Raw genomic sequence first — 19,562 nt, forward strand, 5'->3', positions numbered from 1 at the left:
GATGAACTCCTCAACGCTTGGATGCGAGAAAACGGTCGGCGGTACGCAGCGACAACGCCATGATGGTCAGTGCGGGATTGGCGGCCAGCGCGCTGGGAAAGACGGAATTGTCGCAGATCAGCAGATTTGGCACATCGAAGCTGCGACCGTGGGGGTCGACCACAGCGGCGTCGCTATCCGTCCCCATGCGACATGTGCCGATCGTATGGGCGGAGCGGTCGACCGCGACGATGTCCCTCGCACCGGCCGCCTCCCAGATCCGGGTAAGCGTGCGCCGCGCATGACGGTCGATCGCTTGCTCGTTGGCGTGATAGCTGAAGTCGATCCGCGCCTTGCGGTGGCCGTAGGCGTCGACCTCGTCGGCGAGCATCAGACGGTTGTCGGCATGGGGCAGGCACTCGCCGTTGATCCCGATCCCCGCCATCTGATTGTACCCGCGAAGAAGGGCCTGAAGCCGCTCGCCCCACATGCCGGCCCCACGCGCAAGGCCGGTGGCGAGGTTGACGGGCAGCACGCCGAGGCTCTGGATGAGATAGCCGCCCGCGCAGCCCGCATCGCCGGGCCGCATCATGTCCTCGCTGATCAGCGATGAAGGATAGCCGCGGTTCATCCGCATGTCGGCGTCGAACCGGCCCCAGATCTGTGTCGCGACGTGCGCCATGAAGTTGCGGCCGACCTGACCGCTTGAATTGGCGATGCCGAGATTGAGCAACAGCCGCGGTGTCTCGACCCCGCCGGCGCACAGGAAGACCGTCGAACAACGCTGGCGGTGCTCCTCGCCGTCCTGTCGATACACGACTGCGCTGATCCGTCCGCTGCCGTCGAACTCGAACGACACCACGCGCGCCCCGGCGCGGATCTCGGTCCCATGCGCGACGGCAAGCGGCAGGTAGGTCGTATCCATGCTGGTCTTCGCCGCGGTCCGACAGCCCTGGTGGCAGGTGCCGCAGTTGACGCAGGCTTGACGCTGCCCCCAGTGCGGCTGGTCCCGATCGCGTGAAACCAAGGCGGCAGGCGCATCGGTGGCGGTCATGCCGACCGCCGCACAGCCGCGGGCCATTGCGTCAGCCGCGGCGTTGCGCGCGACCGGCGGATAGGCATAGCGACGGGTTGCGTCCCATGGGTAGTCGTCCGGTCCGGATACGCCGGTACACTGCTCCACCTCCGCGATGTAGCGAATCAATTCGGCGTGATCGATGGGCCAGTCGGCACCCTCGCCGGTCATCGTCTTCAGTTGCAGGTCGCGCGGATCGGGGCGGGGGCAGAAAGCGCCCCAGTGTAGGGTCGACCCGCCGACGCCCATTCCCGAATTGTTTGAGCCGAACGCCGTCGGGGTCGCCCCGCCGCTCAGCCGCTCCTCCATCCAGTAGATGTCGGCGGCGACCTCATCGGCGACGTGGTCGTCGGGGCGGAACGGTCGGCCCGCCTCCAGCGCCACCACCGACAGGCCTGCCTGCGCAAGCCGGGAGATAAGCGGTGCGCCACCTGCGCCCGTGCCGATCACCACGGCATCGACGACCTCATGCGCGCCGTAATATTTCGACGTCACGAGGCGCGCTCCACCGTCAGTTGCCAGGCTTCCAAGTCGTCGGCGCCGGTGCGCGTGTATCCCTGCTTGCGGCGACCATCGCCACCGACCGCGAAGCCGTCATAGCCGATCGCTGCCATCGTCGCCGGCAGCGACATCCAGATGCGCACCGTTTCGGCGCGCACGTCCTCGAACCACAACGCCATCTGTTCGGGAGAGAGCTGTGCCTCATCCTCACGGTTGCCGACCTCGCCGGCGGCCACACGTTCGAGCAAGCGGGTCTGCGCGCCGAGGTCGAGGGAGGCGAAACCATAGGCCGCCATCGTCGCAAACCCGCGCTGCCATGCTTCACGGTCGGGCGGCAGTATCGCGAAGCGCCAGCCATCCCCGGTTCCGTCCGCGATGCCGCTCAGGATGCGATCCGCCAGAATGGCCGCGCCGTCAGCATCGGGTAGGATCTGCGCGACCAGAGCCGTTGCCGTGGTGCGGTTTTCCGCCGTCCAGATCGCAGCGGGGGCAGGAGGACGCAGGCGGTCCAGCAGGGCAGCGCGGGTCCTGCGGCTGACGCGATCGGAACCGAGCAGCGTCGCGAAATCGGCGGGCAATTCGGCTTGGGTGACGTTCGCGACATGGCCTTCGATCAATGCGGCGAGCGCCTGCGGCTGTTCGTAGGGGATAAGATGTGCCGCCCCCTGCACGACCTGAACATCGGCCGTCACGTAATGCGGCAGGTTAAGCCGACGCTGGGCATCCTCACCCAGATCGCCATCGTCCGCGCCGGCGAGGATCAGGGCAGGTATTGAGATAATACCCGCCTCGGCGCTCCAATCCTCCCGACTTCCGCGCTCCAGCCATCCGAGCCACGCCTCGCGGCTCGAACGCCGTACGTCGTCGATCGCCGCGTCGCGCAAGGGGGGCGGCAATCGTGCCGCGGTGTTGGCGTCGACGAACGTTGCGGCTTCGGCGTGTGACGCCTGCTCTTTGGCGAACCAGCCGATCATCTCGGCGCGACGATTCTCGTCCATAGGTTCGGGCGAGGGGGGCGATGCGGCAACCAGAACGACGCCGAGGATTGCGGACAATCCGATCTCCCCCCGCGCGGCTCGTGCAGCGACAAGCGTTGCGATCTTGCCTCCCATGCTATGGCCGACGAGCACGCACGAAGACAGGGCGCGAGACCGTATCTCGTCCGCTAGCCAATCCGCCACCGCAGCAACGTTCAGATAGCCGCATGGTGCGGCCGCCCCAAAGCCTGGCAGGTCGAGCGCGACGCAATCACGCCCTGGTAGATAGTGGAGAACAGGTTTCCACTCTTTCGCGCTTGCGCCAAGTGCGTGAAGAAACACCAACGTTGGTCCGGTCATCAGGCCTCGCAAAGTCAACTGCATGCCCGACGTTGCAAAGGAAGGTCAGTTCCGAAGGCATGCACCCTTTGCCGAAAGAACGGTGGAAACCGTTCCAATGCGCTCGCCGGCCCCGCCCTCCGGCGACCAGCCTTAAAGGATCACAGCTCCCCTCATCGGGACCCTTCGGGCCGGTCCCTTGTTGTGGGGACGCACGATCCTCATGCAATATCGGAGCTGAACCTCATGGCCAAAAAGCCGTCCAAAGCGAGTAACGCGTCCACGGACGAAGCGCAGCCGCGTTACGCCGTTGATTATCGTGAAATCCAGCCGTACGGTACGTTGAAAGACCTGCCGATCGCGCTTGAAGATAATGCGCGTGCCCAGAGCGTGGAGATCCTGAACCAGATTCTGGTCGATACGATCACCCTGCGCGACTTGTACAAGAAGCACCATTGGCAAATGTCCGGCGCGACCTTCTACCAACTGCATCTACTGCTTGATAAGCATTTCGAGGAGCAGTCCGATCTGGTCGACATGATTGCGGAGCGGATCATGGCGTTGGGCGGCATCAGCATCGCCATGGCGCCTGACGTGGCCGAGATGACCCGCATTCCTCGCCCTCCCAAGGGACGCGAAGATGTTCCGTCACAGCTCGCGCGTCTACTTGAAGCGCACGAAATCATCCTGCGTCAGGCACATGAAGGCGCGGAAGCCGCGGACGAGTCCGGCGACGACGGCACGAACGATCTGCTGGTCAGCAACATCATTCGCACCGGCGAGCCGCAAGTCTGGTTCTTGGCGGAACATCTTGCGGCAACCGAGCTGGTGCGTCCCAACGCATAAGCCTTAGCGGGTGGCGCACACGTAATCTCCGTGTGCGCCACGTCCCATACAAGGGAGATTAGAGACGAGCAGATATCCAGAGTGTGAGCAACGAGGAAGCGCAGGAATGGCCGAACGAGGGTCGCGGCAACCGTCCGAGTTCCTATTGACTCGCAGCTTAACCTAGTCGCTAATCACATCGGTCCCATTACTTGACGGTTACGCGCCATTTTCGGTCAATTGATCGAAAATAACGACGTCAGCGCATTTTTTGACTGGATAGCAAAGCAAAAGGTGCGACCAGTTTGCCAATTACGCGTTTAGCGATCAAGCAAGCTTCTAATTAAGAATGAGACAAACCTTATGAAGACGGTTGTGGTAACAGGCGCGAGCGCCGGCATCGGCCTCGCGACTGCAGATCGTTTCGCGCGTAGCGGATGGCAGGTGGCGATCATCGCAAGGGATCTGGCACGTCTCGGCGAAGCCAAGACGATGCTTGAGCAGCATGGCGGTAAAGTGCTGGCGATCTCAGTCGACGTTGCCGATGCGAAAGCCGTCGACGAGGCCGCCTATAAGGTGGTCGCCGAATTTGGCGCGATCGACGCATGGGTCAACAACGCCATGTCGACGGTGGTTGCTCGCGCGCACGACATAACGTCAGACGAATATGCCCGCGTCACCGGCACAACCTACCTGTCGCAGGTCTACGGAACGCTCGCCGCGCTGCGTCACATGCGTGCGCGGGATCAGGGTACGATCATCCAGGTGTCGTCCGGGCTTGCGATCCGGGCCGCCCCCTTGCAGGCCGCGTATTGTGGCGCGAAGGCTGCGGTGGGCGGCTTTACGGACTCGCTGCGCTCGGAGCTGATCTCGGACAAATCAAAGATTACGCTCAGCGTTGTGTATCTGCCCGGTGTTAATACGCCGCAGACGAGCTGGGCACGCACTCACACTGGCCGTGAGCAAATCATTCCCGATCCACTCTTCGACCCGCGCCTTTGCGCCGAAGCGATTTGGACCGCAGCGCACGATCCTCAACGTGAGTTCTGGGTTGGGCGTTCGACACTGATGATGGCGCTCGGGCAGTCGGTCGCACCAGGCTTCTCCGATCGTGAGGCAGCTGGAATGCTCGACAAGCAGCAGGGCGATCCGATGCCCGATCGCGCTGGCAATCTTGACGAGGCGGTTCTGGGACCGGCGCAGATCGACGGAAATAGTACCAACCGGGCGAAGGGCAGCCGCCGCGAGTTCTTTACGAGCCGTCAGCGCGATATGCTGAAGGTAGGCGTAGTGGGTGGTCTGCTGGGTGCGGGGGCTTTAATGGGCGTTGGTGCGTCACGCGCGCTGCCGCGTCTTCTTCGTTGACCGGGGTGCTAGCGCGGCTGCTGCCGCAGCATCATGAGCGTATCGAACTCGGCGTTCGCAAGGACGGCTATCTGCCGCTTGAGCAATATGGCGCGCTTGGGGATGGCCGATCCGTCGCACTTTCCGGTGCCGATGGATCGATCGACTGGTGGTGCGTGCCGAACATGGACTCGCCTCCATTGTTCGACCGATTACTCGATGGCGAGAATGGTGGGTGCTTTACGCTACAGCCCGATCGCCCCTTCACCGTCGAGCGCCAGTATCGCCCAGGTAGTAACGTACTTGAGACGATCTTTACGACGCCGAGTGGGCGAGCCAAACTGACGGAGTCTCTCAACAGTGGCACGGCGGGGCGTCTGCCATGGGCCGAGCTGGCGCGGCGGGTCGATGGGCTGGACGGAACCGTCCGCTTTAACCTGACTATGAAGCCCGGTCGGCGAGGCGATATGGTCAGTCCGTACCACTCGAAGATCGGTGGCCATACGGTTTTCCATGTCGAGCGCGTCCTTGGTCTCTTCGTTCACAGCGACACGGTACATTGTGACTGGGCCGACGAAGGCATCACGGGCGAAGTAACGGTGGCTGCTGGCGAACGTCAGACCGTCGCGGTCGTGGCTGGACGTGACGAGCCGCTGGTGGCCCCAACGATTGAGCAGATCGATGCACGCATCGACATATCGGACCAAGAATGGCGAGACTGGAGCGAGCATGTCTCCTACTCCGGTGAAGACCGCGAGGCATTTCTACGCAGTGCACTGGCGCTGAAGCTGCTACTCTACTCGCCGTCTGGCGCCATCGCGGCCGCAGCCACAACGTCGATTCCGGAAGGTATCGGCGGTGCCAAGAATTATGACTATCGCTACGCCTGGATCAGGGATGCCGGCTACACGATCAAGGCGTTCCTGACGGCAGGCCTTGAAGCCGAGGCGAAGGCTGCGTTCAGCTGGCTGCTTGATCAGCTTCGCAGCGTCGGCACACGCGTGGTTTATACGCTTGATGGCAAGGTCGTGCCCGGCGTGTCCGAATGGGCCATGCCAGGGTATCGCGGATCAACCCCAGTCCGTACCGGCAATCAGGCTACCGACCAAAGTCAGCACGGCGTCTACGGCGACATCTTCGAAACGGCCGCCTGCTTCGTTGGCTGCGGCAACATACTCGACCCCGCGAGTGCGGAACTGCTTTCGCACCTTGCCGACGAATGTGCTGATCGTTGGCGTCTGCCCGATGCAGGCATGTGGGAACTGGAGGAGGCGCAGCATTACACGATGTCCAAAGTCAGCTGCTGGCAGGCTCTGGCCCGCGCCGTGGAATTGGCGGACCAAGGTCAGCTGCCGACCACGTGCCGGGAACGCTGGTCGCGCGAACGCGACCGCATTAAGGACTGGATCGAAGGCGAATGCTGGTCGGAGAAGAAGCAGGCCTTCGTCATGTACCCGGGTACCGACAAGCTCGATGCCTCGCTGGCGCTTGCTGTCCGCTTCGGCTTTGATGGTCATGATCGCCTGCTGGCGACGTTGGATGCGATCGATCTTGAGCTCGGTAGCGGTGCTTTTCACTACCGCTATACCGGCATGGAAAAGGAAGAAGGGTGCTTCCTCGCCTGTTCCTTCTGGATGGTAGAGGCCCGGGCGGAACTTGGTCAACGGCCTGAAGCGCGCCAGCGGTTCGATAGGTTGAACAAAGCATTGTCTCACGGACACGGCATCCTTGCCGAGATGATCGATCCGGCGAGTGGCGCGTTCCTCGGCAACCTTCCTCAGGGTCTCAGCCACCTAGCGCACATCATGGCGCTGTCCGTCCTGGACGAGGCAGCGGCCTGCAACTGACTCTGATTCTATCGCAATGGAGATAAGCATGACCGACCGTCTGACTATGCAGGATCCTCGCTCGCAGTACCCGCAGCCGCCTTTCCCGCGACAGCCGCAGCCCGTCCCCGGCGAAGCGTCGAAGATGGATCCCGTGCCCGACCATGGCGAAACGAGCTATAAGGGTTCAGGCAAGCTTGCCGGGCGCAGGGCGCTCATCACAGGCGCGGACAGCGGCATCGGTCGTGCGGCTGCTATCGCGTTCGCACGTGAGGGCGCCGACGTTGCCCTGTCGTATCTCGAGTCCGAGAAGAACGACGCGGACGAGGTCATCCAGCTGATCGAGGCAGAGGGGCGCACCGCCGTCGACCTGCCCGGTGACATCACCGACGAGGAGTGGTGCAAGACACTCGTAGCGCAGGCTGTCGAAAAGCTTGGCGGGCTCGACATCCTCGTCATCAACGCCGGACGGCAGCAGAACCGTGAGGACATCTCGAAGGTCACGTCGGAGGATTTCGACAAGACCATGAAGACAAACCTCTACGCGATGCACTGGATCGCACAGGCGGCCGTGCCGCACCTGCCGGCAGGCGGCTCGGTCATCACCACCGCCTCGGTGCAGGCCTATGAGCCGTCAACGATCCTGCTCGACTACGCCACGACCAAGGCTGGGATCGTCGCCTACACCAAGGCGCTCGCCAAGCAGCTCCTGGAGAAGGGCATCCGCGCCAATGTCGTGGCTCCTGGCCCGTTCTGGACGCCGCTCCAGGCATCTGGTGGTCAGCCGCCTGAAGCGGTGATGAAGTTCGGTTCGGAAAGCCAGTATGGCCGCCCGGGTCAGCCTGTCGAGATCGCGCCTGTCTATGTGCTGCTGGCGAGCCAGGAAGGCAGCTACATTAGTGGCGAGGTGTATGGCGTCACTGGTGGTGCTGGCGTCGCCTGACAATGAAAAGCCCCGGTCTGTCCATACTGATCGGGGCCTTCAATATTATATGGCACCCTTTGTCCCAAAAGAGGAGAACTCGCTTCAAATCATCTGCAGCATCCCGATCCTCAAGCCAACTCATGCCGCCCCGAGGACGTCATGAACGCATGTCTGAAGTGGGGAAGCGGGCAGGGGGGCTGGAATAACCGCATCTAGGTCAACTCATCTTTTTGACCGAAGCATGTCCCGTGCGGCAGTTTGCAGGAGTTCCTCCAAGGTGGGATGATACCAAGCCTGATCTTCGAACGCTGTCACATCCATCCCCTGTTCGATCGCCAAGGCGACCAGATGGCCAAGGTGTTCGCCGTCGGGCGAGACGATCGATGCGCCGAGCAGCATGCCGTCGACATCGGCATAAAGGCGAACGATTCCGAAGTGGTCGCCATCGGCTGCGGCCCTGCCGTTGTCGGCAACTGCGGCTTCGCCAAGCTGTGCGTCCTCCGGGAGTGCGTCGAAAGGCGCGCCAACCTCCACCAGATTTGGCTCGGTAAAGGCGACGGCGAAGGCGGGAAGCGGCTTGGCCGCCCCGCCGCCCATGGCCACCTCGCCCGCGACGCGTCCGCCTCGTGCCGCTTCGTGCAGGACCGGGCGCCAAGCGGTGGCATCTCCTGCAAGGAAGATATTGCTGTCGCCGCATCGTCTGGTGGCTTGGTCGAACAGCGGCGTGCCATGATCGTCGAGCGTCAGGCCGGTGCTTTCGAGATCCAGGCCTTCCAGCGCGGGCGGGCGGCCGGTTGCGGCAAGGATGCAATCTACGGTCACCGAGCCCCCCGGCCAGCCGAGATGAGCCCTGCCATCCTCATCGAGCGTCGCCGAAGCTTCGACGCCAAGCACAAGCGTCATGTCCTTCGACAGGGCCTCGATCGCCGCTTTGTTCGTCGTGGGATCGTGCAGTCCGCCGATCAAGTCGCTGTCATCGATGACGGTCATGTCGACGCCAAGGCGGGCGAAGGCCTGCGCGAGTTCCAGCCCAAGCGGGCCAGCTCCTAGGACCGCCATCGCCTTTGGCAAGCCGTCCAGCTCGAAGATGGTCTCGTGCGTGTGGACGAGGTGGCCCACGGGGCCGAGCGGCTCGGGTATGATCGGATGTCCGCCGGTAGCGACGATGATGCCCTTGGCAGCGGTGATGCGTATCTCGCCCGCGACGATCGCTTCGGGGCCGTCGAACCGCGCGCTGCCGTGAACCACGCAGTCTGCGGGGATGGCGTGATATTCCTCCAGCACGGAGGCGACGAACCGATCGCGCTGGCGGCGGACGCGTTCCCATAGCTTTCCGGCGTCCACGACGACGGGGCCGGTGATGATGCCGAATTCGGCAGCATTCCGGGCCTGATGCGCGACCCGGCCCGCCGCGAGCAGCAACTTGGACGGCATGCAGCCGACCCGGGTACAGGTCGAGCCGCCGGCGCCACGCTCCACGATCACCACATCACCGCCACGTGCGACTGCGGCCTTATAGGCTTTCAGTCCGGCAGTGCCCGCCCCGATGATCGCCACATCGCAATTGCGCTCGTTCAATATCGTTCTCCGAGGAAAGTGGGCAGGACTGGCATGAGGCCTTGCGGATGCGGCGGTCGTCCGGCGGACGAAGGGACGCTTGCGTGCGCCATCCCTGGCAGGCCGCGGCTTCGATGGATCAACGGTAGGTCAGCCGGCTCGCACGGACCATCTCTCCGATCCATCCGGTCAGCAGCGTGGAATAGACCCGCTGATGCTGGACATCGCGCATGGCGTGCGTCGCGCCCTGTATGATCCGATGGCTGAGCGAGTTCGCCTGCCGAAACGCCGCCTGCATCGACAGCAGCGCCTCACGCGGGATTTGTTCGTCCCTTTCCGACTCCACGATGAGCACGTCACCGCGGAACTCGGCGCAGGCGGTCAGCGCGCGGTCACCGCCCGCGCCATGCGGCTGCTGCCGATACGTCCGGACGATCTGCTTATCGAGCTTTGCCTTCGGCGTGTCCCAATGTTCGTCGGGATACAGCGCGGGAACGCGCATCGCGAGCCACCGCACGGGACGCAGTGCCGTTAAGAGCATCGCCAGATAACCGCCGTAGCTGGTGCCGACGACGCCGATCGAAGCACCATCGATCAGCGGTTGGGCGGCCAGATAGTCGTAGGCGGCGAGCACGTCGTCGAGGCTGTCCTGCCGCGTGATCCGCTCCTTGTCTGCGCCGCTTTCGGCATGACCGCGCAGGTCGAAGGTGAAGCAAATGCATCCGAGCCGCGCCAGTTCTTCGGCATGGCCCAGGTCTTCTGCCTGATCGCCACCCCAGCCGTGGATGAACAGGAAACCCGGTACCGGAGCCTCCGGGCTCAGCAGCGTTCCCGCGACCGTTTGACCGCCGACCTGCAACGATACCTTGCCTTCATCTATCTTGGCCGGATCGCTCACGCCAGCCTCACCGCATATTTGGTCATCGGGCCGACGGCGGGGTCGTCGCCCTGATAATATAGGATCGCACCCACCGGTGGAGTGACGAGGTCATAGACCTCGACGGTCGAGCATCGAACCGACGTCGTATCGGGTTCGTCCCGCAGTGCCTCGAACGCCGCGATCTCCGCACCGCTCGCGCCGCCGACGCGCCAGGATTGTTCCAGGACCCCGATACGGCGTAGTCCTGCGTGATCGGTGCCCTCGATGACGTCGTAATTGCGCCGCGTCAGTCGGATGTCAGGATAAGCGAGGTGCGCGGAACGATCGAACGTGGCGGCGCATTCGATCGCGCGGACAACCGAGGCGGGCAGGTCAAGCGCGGCAAGCGCGTCGAAGCTGCCGCGGACTGCGCACAGGTCGGAGCCGCCATAGACCTCGCGACCCTGATGATCGACGGTGAGGGTCTGGCTGCCCCAATAACTGATGCTGTCCTCGCCCAGCTGCACCAATCCGACGCTGTAGGTGATCACATCGGTCAAATTGGCTTCCAGGACGATTCCGCACTGCGCCAATGCCGCGGCATCTTCCTGCATCAGCATTTCATCGAGCGACGTTACGTCATTCACGACCGTCTGGCCGAGGCCCGCCTTGCCGCAGACGTCCTTCAGCCTGACGGGGCCGTCGGCGAGAAGCAGGCGGCCGGCCCGTGCGGCGTCACGGAAGCTGAACGCGGTGAAACCGGTCAGCGCGGCGTCGCCCATCATGTCGGCCATGACGCTCGACCAGGCGGCGGGGCGATCCGCCTCGTCGTCGACCAGTGGATGCGTGATCGCCTTGGTGCCGATGAACATGGCTGGGACGACGCCACCCAATATCTCGACACCCTCTGTGGTGTAGCGGCTCTGCGACTGGTCGAGCGTGTCGCCCGGCACAAGCAGCACCCCATATGCCGATGCGTCGCCCTCGCTGGCGGGAAGATGGTCCGTGTCGAGATAGGCGGCGATCCGTTCGAGCAGCCGATCGCGCGATGACCGATCATGCTCGTGACCCCAGGGGCGGCCAGGATCGACGAGCGCGGCGACTCCGCCATATCGCGGCAGCACATGGCCCAAGGCGGCGGGCGAACACGATGGTTCAGCGACGACGGAGATCGTGTCGAGCATACCGGCAAGCCTTATCTTGGGTTATACCGGATGAACGTCCATTCAGGCGGCTTGTTCATGGTCCGCGATTACAACCGCTTAATATTTATGATCGATCTGCATTGCTGTGATTGCGCGCCGGTTGGCCGGAACAAAGAAGCGTCGGGCGTCGACCTTGTCGCGCGTCGATCTTCACGATCTGCACGCGTCTTTCCGCCCGTATCCCGCGTTGGGCTGGCGTAGCGGAGAGATCGATGGCGAGCGAAGAGGACGAGGCATGGATGCGCAAGGCGATCGCAGTCGCGCGGTCGAAGGGGTCGGATCCTTCTACTTCTCCGCTCGGGTGCGTGATCGTACTCGATGGCAAGGTGGTAGCGGCCGAACGGAATCAGACGCACGAACTGCCTGATGCGACCGCGCATGCTGAAATGATGGCGATCCGGCGGGCCTGCGAAGGGATCGGCCAACTCGAGCTTCGCGGCGCCACGCTCTACTCGACGTTGCAGCCATGCGGCATGTGCACGATGGCATCGATCTGGTCCAAGGTCGGCCGGGTGGTTTACGGCGCTGGCCGCGGCGACGTGCATCCGATGTACTTCGAGGCGAAGCACGTCGACACAGTGTCGTTCATCGCCGACGCCTATCGCGACGACATCGTGATCGAGGGCGGTTGCCTGGCCGAGGAATGCGCCACGCTCTACTATGGCCCCGATGCGGACCTTCCTCTTGAGGAGCAGGCAAACCTGTGACTGACCAACGCCGTGTCGACATCAATACCGCCAGTGCCGACGAGCTGAACGCCGTGCCCGCTCTCAAGGGTCATGGGTTCGAGATCGTGCGCTATCGGGAAGAGCGCGGCGGGTTCAGCGATCTACGACAGCTTGCGGAAGTGCCTGGGATGACGAGCATGACCGAGGCACTCGATGATGCGGTAACCGTCGGTAGCGGGTGAAGCTCAATGTGGTGCGAGGCGACGGAACGTGTCCTTCAGGATACGTTCGTTGATCGGCTTCTCCAGGATCACCATCGGCGCGGGGCAAGGGTGACACGCTGCCGGCGTTCCCGTCACGAAGATGACCGGTGTCACGCCATGTTCGGCGATGATCATGCGCACGGCGTCCGGGCCGGTGCCGGCGGTCAGAATGACGTCTGACATGATGAAGGCGGGGGGACGCAAACGTGCCTTGGCGATCGCCTCATTCTGCGAACCCGCTTGCGCGAAAGACGTCGCGCCCGCCGTTCCGATCAACTGGATGATGTGGTCGGCGATGAGGAAATCGTCCTCGATGACGAGCACATGGCACATGATGGTGATCCCGGATAATTTACTATTCAACCAGTGGGATCAACCGATGTGTCCGTTGGCTACCATTATTCTGCGCAAGCGGGGATAGATTAAATCGGAGCTTCAATTTCAAAGCGTACCCCTTCCGACAGATATCTAATCTCAGCTTTGCCCTTCACATGCCGTGAAAGCACCCGTTCGATCATCCGCGTACCGAATCCTACTCGGGTAGGTTGTATGACCGGCGGACCGTCCACCTCAACCCAAGTGAAGCCGAACCGACGTTCCGCCGCGCTACCATTGATTGCCCAACGTATCTCGACGTGGCCATCGGGCACCGACAAGGCGCCATATTTGATCGCATTGGTCGCCAGTTCATGCAGTGCCATGGAAAGCGCCAGTGTCACCTCGGGCGTCAGCCGGATCGTAGGACCGTCAGCCGAAAAGCGTTTGCCACCGCGATCCATGAACGGGCTCAACACGCGACCCACGATATCACCGATCACGGCCCCTTCGATCTCGTCCTTTAGCAGCAACTCGTGGGCTGACGCCAAACTCGCTATTCTGCCAGACACTGCATCGCGTGCCCCTTCGAGAGACTCAGCATCGCGAAGTGTTTGACCGACCACCGCGCTAACCGTCGCCAGCGTGTTCTTCACCCGGTGGGTCAACTCCTGTGCCAGGACGCTGCGCTGTTCCTCCGCGAACTTGCGTGCCGAGATATTGCTGGAGAAGCCCGATATCGCCAGCGGCGATCCATCGGCCCGCCGCTGCAGTGATCCTTGCGAATGGATCCAGCGCTGCTCGCCCTCGGGCGTCAGAATGCGGTATTCAATATCGTATCGAATGTCTTGTTCAATTGCGGCGTTCAGCGATGACTTCATCAGGTCGCGGTCGTCCGGGTGCACACAGGCCAGCACGTCGTTGATCGACAGGACGTCGCTGGCGGGCCGCCCGAAGTTAGCAAGGCAACTTGTCGAATAGCTGAGCCGCCACTCCGGTAAGTCGATCGTCCAGGTGCCGAGACCGCCGGCGTCCAAGGCGAGTGCTAGCCGCGCTTCTCGTTCCGCAAGCGCCACTTCACGTCGGACGACTTCGGCACTCAGGTTATCGCGGTCGCGTTCCAGTTGCTGCAACTGGTGTCTTTCCAGCGTGACGTCGAGCTGCGACGCAACGAAATAGCGCAGGATGCCGCCGGTATCGAATACCGGGGCGACCATCAGCCGGTTCCAGAATGGCGTACCGTCACGACGGTGATTGAGCAAATCGATGTCGATGCGTTCGCGGCGGGCAATCGCAAGACGCAAGCTATCCACGTCGGTTAGGTCAGTCAGCGGGCCCTGCATGAAACGGCAGTTCCGGCCCACCACCTCTGCCGCCGAAAAGCCGGTCAGCTGCTCGAACGCCTGGTTGACGTAGACCAGCGGGTTGTCAGGTAAGGTGGGGTCACTGACGACCATTGGTGTAATGCAATGATCGAACGCCGCAACGAACGGATCACTGCCATCTACCCGGCGCGCGAACGCTTTCAATGCCCGGCGCACCGCAAGTGGGGCATCGAACGGTTTGCTTGGCGCGAAAGGAAGCGGCTTGCGATCCAAAATAGGAACGGACTAGCGGTAAGGCGCTGATCGAGGAATCTTGCATAGCATATGCCATGGCTGCGCGCGCGTCGCCCGTGGGGATGGCAGACGCTCTTCTATGCCATGCGTCTTCGTCACGACCATAGCGCAGCGAAGGCCGGCGCGGCGATAAAGCTGGCGGGCTGTGGCGACAGGGGCGGGGGATCGCATACCCCTTCCTCGATGTATCGCATTGCGGAGATAAGCCCGGTGCGGGAAAACGGCTTCGGGATCACGCCATGTCCTCCGGCGAAGTCCGCAGGAATCTTGAGCGGGTTCGCCGTGACGAACACGACGATTGCGTCCACCCAGCGTTTCCGAATGATCGCGCAAACGTCCAATCCGCTGGAGCCTTTGGCAAGCTGAATATCGACGAAGGCCAGATCGGGGCGCAGTGATCCAGGCAAGTCCTGCACCTCACCAAGCGACGCCACCTCGCCGATCACCTGATGCCCGGCATCTTCCACCATCGCCTCGATATCCATGGCAAGCAATGCCTCGTCCTCGACAATCAGAACGCTGAGCGGGGCATGGGGACGGTTCGTCATTGTTCGTTTACCGGAAAGGATACGGTCACGCGCGCGCCAGGTGCGGTATCCGACCAGCGGACATCCGCATTCACCTGTCGAGCCAGGCGGGTGATCAGCGTCTTGCCCATCCCGTCTGGCTTTGCTTGTTGCATTGGCAAACCATGGCCGTCGTCGCTGATTTCAATGACCGCATCACTCTTGTCTATACCGGCGCGGATAGTGATCATGCCCGCTCTGCCATCGGTGAAGGCATGTTTAATCGCATTGGTCGTTATTTCATTGAGGATCAGGCCCAGTGCCGCGGCCTTGCTCGACGGAACTTCAATCGGCGTGATGTCAGTTTTGATGAGAATGTCCGTGCGGCCACTTGCGCCGACGACGTCGGCGACAAGGTTCTCAGCGAAAGCGCCGACGTCGAACCTGGTAATATCATCGGATTGGTATAGGCGACGATGAACCGTCGCCAAGGCATCCACGCGTTCGAGCATGGTCTCGAGCTTCGCGGTGATCACGGGATCGGCAATGCCGCGCGCTTGGAGGCGGAGTAACGAACCAATCATCGTGAGGTTATTTTTGACCCGATGGTCCACCTCGTGAAGCAGCAATGTCTTGGCTTCCAGCGCCGCCTTCAGGTCAGCCGTTCGCGCTTCGACCTCGCGCTCCATGGCTAATTTCTGCTCGGCAATCATGGATTGCGCCTGCACCCGTTCGGTAACGTCGAGCTGTGACGCAAAGAAGAACACCACATCCCCCGCATCGTTGCGCACAGGACTGAGGTAGAGGGCGTTCCAGAAGGTCGAGCCATCCTTGCGATAGTTCAGCAGGTCAACGGCGATATCGGTATGGGCCTCAATCGCGGTTCGAACCTTGGCGACCTCGGCACAGTTCGTCTCCGGTCCCTGCAGAAAGCGGCAGTTGCGACCTATAATTTCATTGCGTTTGTAGCCCGTAAGCTTTTGAAAGGCTTCGTTGCAGAACACGATGGGATTGTCGGGCTCCGAAGGGTCGGTGATGACCATCGGCATACGCGTTGCCCGCACCGCAGCGGCGAACGGGTCTGCTCGCCCATGCTCGTAGTCGATCGCCTCCGTCAGATGCCAATCGTCCCGCTGGTTCATCACGCCTCCATGGAGACGCGCTGACAGCCGAACTCCCTTGCGTGAACTAAACCATTATAAGGCTTTTCATGTTCCGCTCCGCACGCGCGTGCGCGATCGCCGCAATCTGAGAGGTGGCTTCCTGCTGTCGAGCAAGCTTTTTGCGCTTAGTTCAGGTGTGTGGATGAACGGACGAAGCTGGGCGCCAGGAGGGGCCGATTAGATGTCTGCTTTTTGGTCGTTGAAGCAATAGGGCAGGGCGGCACCTTTGACCAAGCCCAGTCATTCCTGGAGCAGGATCCCTTTTGAGGAGGAGGATTGTTCCGTTTACCGCCGCCAATCGGAAGATCAGAATTCAGGGCTTAGCATCCGTATCTCTCGCGAACGGCCAGTCGAAAGATCCCATGACGAGCCGCCCAGTGACCTCAGGCTCGCGGCCCATACGCAGCACCAAGTCGGTTGAAAGGATGAAATAACTGTCCGGCGCCGACGCATAGAGCGGTTCGCTGACACCCTCCTTAAGCGCGATAGCCAAGCCCGATCCGTTCGCGGTGATCCAGAAGGAGCCGAGATCGGAGACGGCGTAGGTTCCGATCAGGCGAGCGCGGGTGTCGGCCGGGATCGGTACGCTCGCGCGCTCGATGCTGTGGTAGCTAGGCCAGCCATAGGCGGCGGCCACGCTGCGGGTAATTTCCGATCCCAGTTCGGCACCCTGGGCACCGTTCGTCATGACCGCCACCCCATCGCCCGACCCGGTATAGGCGACCAGGAAATTCTCGTATCCCTCGTTGCTGCCGCCATGCGCGAACGCGCGATCGGCAGGTGTCGGATGCACTTCAAGACCGAGGCCCCATTCCCCCTTGCCGGGTGTCAGCATTGCGGTTGCCAGCGATTGATCGAGAATGCTTCCTTTCTTGCCACGCGCACTGTCGCGCACGGCGATCGCGTAGCGCAGCAGATCGCTTGGCGTGCTCCACAGACCAGCGGCAGGCAGCTCTGGATAGGTGTGAGGTCCGCCGGGCACGGGCTTGCCCGACCCGTCATGTGGCCAGGCGGCGGTCGCCAGCGAAGCGGCGTCGAGCGGCTGGGCGAAACTGCTGCGCGCCATGCCGGCGGGTCGAAGCACTTGGTCGTGGAGAACCGCTGCGAATGGCTTACCCGTCACATCGCCAATCAGTTTCTGAATGACCGTAAAGCCACCACCGGAATAGCGCCACGTCGTCCCGGGCTTCGTATCCACGACAACCGGTTTGGTGTTTGCGGGGGCATGGCCGGCAAGCACGTCGTCGACGCTCGGCACCGCAACCCCAGCAGCGTAGCCGGGGAAGCCATGCACCGCGGTTCCCACCGTATGCGACAGTAATTCGCGTAAGCTGACCTGTTCACCGGGTGGCGTCGGCAGCTGCCATCCCCTGAGTTGCGCGTTGACATCGCCGTCCAGCGTCAAGCGGTGCTGCTGGACGAGGCGCAACGCAGCCAGCGCCGTGACCGGCTTGCTGATCGAGCCAGCCTGGAACAGCGTAGATGGCGTTACGGCTGGGCCACCTGCTCAAGTGATCCCGTACCCCTTGGACCATTCAATGGCGCCGCCATGCAAGACTGCCACGCTGACCCCAGGCACATTCAGCCGTCGCATCTCCGTTTCGATCGTGCGATGCGGTGCTGGTGCACCTGCCAGCACAACGGCCGACGTCAGCCCCTGCTCGACCACAGCGATCTTAGATGGCGTGGAAGCAGCCTGTTGGGCTGTTGCGGGGATGGGCAGCAGGGCCATCATGTACGCTACTCGAACTGATTTGCTCATAGCCTACCAACCAGTGTATTACCTTACCAATGCACCGGGTGGTGTCGAGTAGCAAGCGGCCTGTGCGTTTTGGTGTCCTTCGGCAGCAAGTGTTCAGAGACCTGCAAGATTATGTTGAAGAGGACGGTTCGAGATAGGCCCTAAGTGGCACAACTATCCGGTTGTAGCACCCCCGGCTGACCCACGCAGCTTCGCGGATCGAAAGTTGTTGAATGCTTTCTTCATCGTCTGCCGAAAAGGTAATCCATCAAAAGCCCAACGGCCGGGATTAAGGCTCAGCAGCCGAAGGCGGTCGGTATGGACGAGTGACCGCTTTGGAGAAGCGGGTTGGATCGTCTGAATGGCCGGCTCTGGGTCTACACGGCCGCCCAGCGGTCGATTAACCGCAGCGCGGCAATGCGGAAAATGATCAGTCGTAATCCCGATACTTGTAGTTAGGTCTGCCACCGTCGGTATCTGAGTCATCTCCGGTATGACCGTGCTTTGGTTTCCACAGCTTGGTCGCCGCCGTTCCTCACGTCGATAATTCGTCGCGCGGCCGGGCCAAACAGGGAAGCACTCGGTCATCATCTCGAAGTCGACGGCGGTAGACACCATATCGGCTGGTGACCACGAGGGTTTCGACATGATCACCTACCGCAAGACCGAGGACGCGATTGCCGCGCTCACGCCGGAGCAGTTCCGCGTGACGCAGAAGAATGGGACCGAGCGTCCCGGCACCGGTCCGCTGCTGCGAAACAAGGACGCCGGCATCTATGTGGACGTGGTGTCCGGCGAGCCGCTGTTCGCCAGCACCGATAAGTACGAGTCCGGCTGCGGCTGGCCGAGCTTCACCAGGCCGATCGAGCCAGCGAACGTGAAGGCGACGCGCGACTGGTCGATGCTGATCCCTCGCACCGAGGTGCGATCCGCACACGGTGACAGCCATCTCGGCCACGTGTTCAAGGACGGACCGCGCGATCGCGGGGGTCTGCGCTACTGCATCAACTCGGCGTCGCTTCGCTTCGTCGCCCGTGCGGACATGGCCGATCAGGGGTATGGCGCCTATCTTCATCAGATCGAGGAGGTCGCCGTTCCAGCCCGCACAGAGCGGGCCGTCCTCGCCGGCGGCTGCTTCTGGGGAATGCAGGACCTGATCCGCAAGCTGCCGGGCGTCGTCTCCACGCGCGTCGGCTATTCGGGCGGGACCAACGCGAATGCCACCTATCGTAACCACGGCACCCATGCGGAAACGATCGAGATCGTGGTCGATCCAGCGCGCACCGATTTCCGTACGCTGCTCGAGTTCTTCTTCCAGATCCATGATCCGACTACGCGGGACCGGCAGGGCAACGACCGCGGCAAGAGCTACCGATCGGCGATCTTCTACACCGACGAGGCGCAAAAGGCCGTCGCAGAGGACACGATCGCCGACGTCGAGGCGTCGGGCCTGTGGCCCGGCAGGGTCGTCACCGAACTTTCCCCAGCCGGCGACTTCTGGGAGGCGGAACCGGAGCATCAGGACTATCTCGAGCGCAAGCCGAACGGGTACACCTGCCACTTCGTGCGGCCCAATTGGAGACTGCCGCATCGTGTGAAGTCAGCTTGATGGTGGAGGACTATGCGCATGGCCGGCGGGACGGCTTGCGGCTCGCGCTCGCGGTCCTGGCGGCGGAAGAGGCAAAGTGGGCGGCGCTGCTCGGCGAGAGCCCGTCGTGGCGAACCAACGCGACCCGCGAGGTGCGGCACAAGACGCTGCAGGTCGCGCAGACGCGGGTGCGGACCGTCCTTAATCGGTATACGCCGAAGGATGACGGGCCCGCGATGTCGGACGAACTCGCGAAGGCGCTCTACCAGATCGCCCTGTGACGCTTC

Annotated in this window: 18 protein-coding genes and 1 pseudogene; 8 read left to right on the forward strand and 11 right to left on the reverse strand. The window is 62.4% G+C overall.

Annotated elements, in window-relative coordinates:
• Positions 1-10: 10 nt before the first annotated feature.
• Together AC1RTO_RS10390 and AC1RTO_RS10395 are read right to left on the reverse strand one after the other, a co-directional pair.
• Positions 11-1,549 (reverse strand): GMC family oxidoreductase, encoded by a 1,539-nt coding sequence (locus AC1RTO_RS10390; protein ID WP_493160792.1) that lies wholly within the window; start codon positions 1,547-1,549, stop codon positions 11-13.
• On the reverse strand, positions 1,546-2,892 hold the full coding sequence (locus tag AC1RTO_RS10395) for an alpha/beta fold hydrolase (RefSeq protein WP_493160793.1): 1,347 nt from the start codon (positions 2,890-2,892) through the stop codon (positions 1,546-1,548). Before AC1RTO_RS10395 ends, AC1RTO_RS10390 begins: the two co-directional genes overlap by 4 nt.
• A 225-nt stretch (positions 2,893-3,117) precedes the next feature.
• Here AC1RTO_RS10395 and AC1RTO_RS10400 point away from each other — a divergent pair, with 225 nt between their 5' ends.
• The 4 genes from AC1RTO_RS10400 (at position 3,118) to AC1RTO_RS10415 (ending at position 7,809) form a co-directional block, all read left to right on the forward strand.
• Positions 3,118-3,717 (forward strand): Dps family protein, encoded by a 600-nt coding sequence (locus AC1RTO_RS10400; protein ID WP_493160794.1) that lies wholly within the window; start codon positions 3,118-3,120, stop codon positions 3,715-3,717.
• A gap of 342 nt (positions 3,718-4,059) precedes the next feature.
• Positions 4,060-5,061, forward strand: a complete 1,002-nt coding sequence (locus AC1RTO_RS10405; RefSeq protein ID WP_493160795.1) for an SDR family oxidoreductase — start codon at positions 4,060-4,062, stop codon at positions 5,059-5,061.
• 5 nt (positions 5,062-5,066) lie between these two features.
• Positions 5,067-6,887, forward strand: coding sequence for a glycoside hydrolase family 15 protein (locus AC1RTO_RS10410; protein WP_493160835.1), 1,821 nt, complete (start codon positions 5,067-5,069; stop codon positions 6,885-6,887).
• Between the two features lie 28 nt (positions 6,888-6,915).
• Positions 6,916-7,809, forward strand: coding sequence for an SDR family oxidoreductase (locus tag AC1RTO_RS10415; protein WP_493160796.1), 894 nt, complete (start codon positions 6,916-6,918; stop codon positions 7,807-7,809).
• A 204-nt stretch (positions 7,810-8,013) separates the two neighbouring features.
• Here AC1RTO_RS10415 and AC1RTO_RS10420 read toward each other — a convergent pair whose 3' ends face one another.
• The 3 genes from AC1RTO_RS10420 to AC1RTO_RS10430 all read right to left on the reverse strand — a co-directional run bounded on the left by AC1RTO_RS10420 (position 8,014) and on the right by AC1RTO_RS10430 (position 11,391).
• Positions 8,014-9,369, reverse strand: a complete 1,356-nt coding sequence (locus AC1RTO_RS10420; protein WP_493160797.1) for a dihydrolipoyl dehydrogenase — start codon at positions 9,367-9,369, stop codon at positions 8,014-8,016.
• Between the two features lie 118 nt (positions 9,370-9,487).
• On the reverse strand, positions 9,488-10,246 hold the full coding sequence (locus tag AC1RTO_RS10425; protein WP_493160798.1) for an alpha/beta hydrolase family protein: 759 nt from the start codon (positions 10,244-10,246) through the stop codon (positions 9,488-9,490).
• On the reverse strand, positions 10,243-11,391 hold the full coding sequence (locus AC1RTO_RS10430) for a DUF3182 family protein (protein ID WP_493160799.1): 1,149 nt from the start codon (positions 11,389-11,391) through the stop codon (positions 10,243-10,245). Before AC1RTO_RS10430 ends, AC1RTO_RS10425 begins: the two co-directional genes overlap by 4 nt.
• A gap of 233 nt (positions 11,392-11,624) precedes the next feature.
• Between AC1RTO_RS10430 and AC1RTO_RS10435 the strand changes: the two genes are divergently transcribed.
• Both AC1RTO_RS10435 and AC1RTO_RS10440 read left to right on the forward strand, forming a co-directional pair.
• The gene (locus AC1RTO_RS10435; protein WP_493160800.1) at positions 11,625-12,119 is read left to right on the forward strand and encodes a nucleoside deaminase; all 495 of its coding nucleotides are present in this window, start codon (positions 11,625-11,627) and stop codon (positions 12,117-12,119) included.
• Positions 12,116-12,322: a helix-hairpin-helix domain-containing protein gene (locus tag AC1RTO_RS10440; RefSeq protein ID WP_493160801.1), complete on the forward strand. Its 207-nt coding sequence runs from the start codon at positions 12,116-12,118 to the stop codon at positions 12,320-12,322. The genes AC1RTO_RS10435 and AC1RTO_RS10440 overlap by 4 nt, the downstream gene beginning before the upstream one ends.
• Positions 12,323-12,325: 3 nt before the next feature.
• Here the strand turns inward: AC1RTO_RS10440 and AC1RTO_RS10445 are convergent, their stop codons facing one another.
• From AC1RTO_RS10445 to AC1RTO_RS10470, 6 genes and pseudogenes are all read right to left on the reverse strand, one after another.
• Positions 12,326-12,676, reverse strand: coding sequence for a response regulator (locus AC1RTO_RS10445; protein WP_493160802.1), 351 nt, complete (start codon positions 12,674-12,676; stop codon positions 12,326-12,328).
• An 89-nt stretch (positions 12,677-12,765) separates the two neighbouring features.
• A complete protein-coding gene (locus AC1RTO_RS10450) occupies positions 12,766-14,256 on the reverse strand; it encodes an HWE histidine kinase domain-containing protein (RefSeq protein WP_493160803.1) in 1,491 nt (496 codons plus the stop codon).
• Between the two features lie 116 nt (positions 14,257-14,372).
• A complete protein-coding gene (locus AC1RTO_RS10455; protein ID WP_493160804.1) occupies positions 14,373-14,825 on the reverse strand; it encodes a response regulator in 453 nt (150 codons plus the stop codon).
• Positions 14,822-15,925: a PAS domain-containing protein gene (locus AC1RTO_RS10460; RefSeq protein WP_493160805.1), complete on the reverse strand. Its 1,104-nt coding sequence runs from the start codon at positions 15,923-15,925 to the stop codon at positions 14,822-14,824. The genes AC1RTO_RS10455 and AC1RTO_RS10460 overlap by 4 nt, the downstream gene beginning before the upstream one ends.
• 334 nt (positions 15,926-16,259) lie before the next feature.
• Positions 16,260-17,435, reverse strand: a pseudogene (locus AC1RTO_RS10465) (serine hydrolase domain-containing protein); the annotation flags it as partial.
• Between the two features lie 18 nt (positions 17,436-17,453).
• Positions 17,454-17,681 (reverse strand): hypothetical protein, encoded by a 228-nt coding sequence (locus AC1RTO_RS10470; protein ID WP_493160806.1) that lies wholly within the window; start codon positions 17,679-17,681, stop codon positions 17,454-17,456.
• 655 nt (positions 17,682-18,336) lie between these two features.
• Here AC1RTO_RS10470 and AC1RTO_RS10475 point away from each other — a divergent pair.
• A complete protein-coding gene (locus AC1RTO_RS10475; protein WP_493160836.1) occupies positions 18,337-19,296 on the forward strand; it encodes a bifunctional methionine sulfoxide reductase B/A protein in 960 nt (319 codons plus the stop codon).
• The gene (locus AC1RTO_RS10480) at positions 19,296-19,556 is read left to right on the forward strand and encodes a hypothetical protein (RefSeq protein WP_493160807.1); all 261 of its coding nucleotides are present in this window, start codon (positions 19,296-19,298) and stop codon (positions 19,554-19,556) included. The genes AC1RTO_RS10475 and AC1RTO_RS10480 overlap by 1 nt, the downstream gene beginning before the upstream one ends.
• Positions 19,557-19,562: the final 6 nt, after the last annotated feature.

Source organism: Sphingomonas sp. GW821-FHT10F09 (assembly GCF_058809195.1).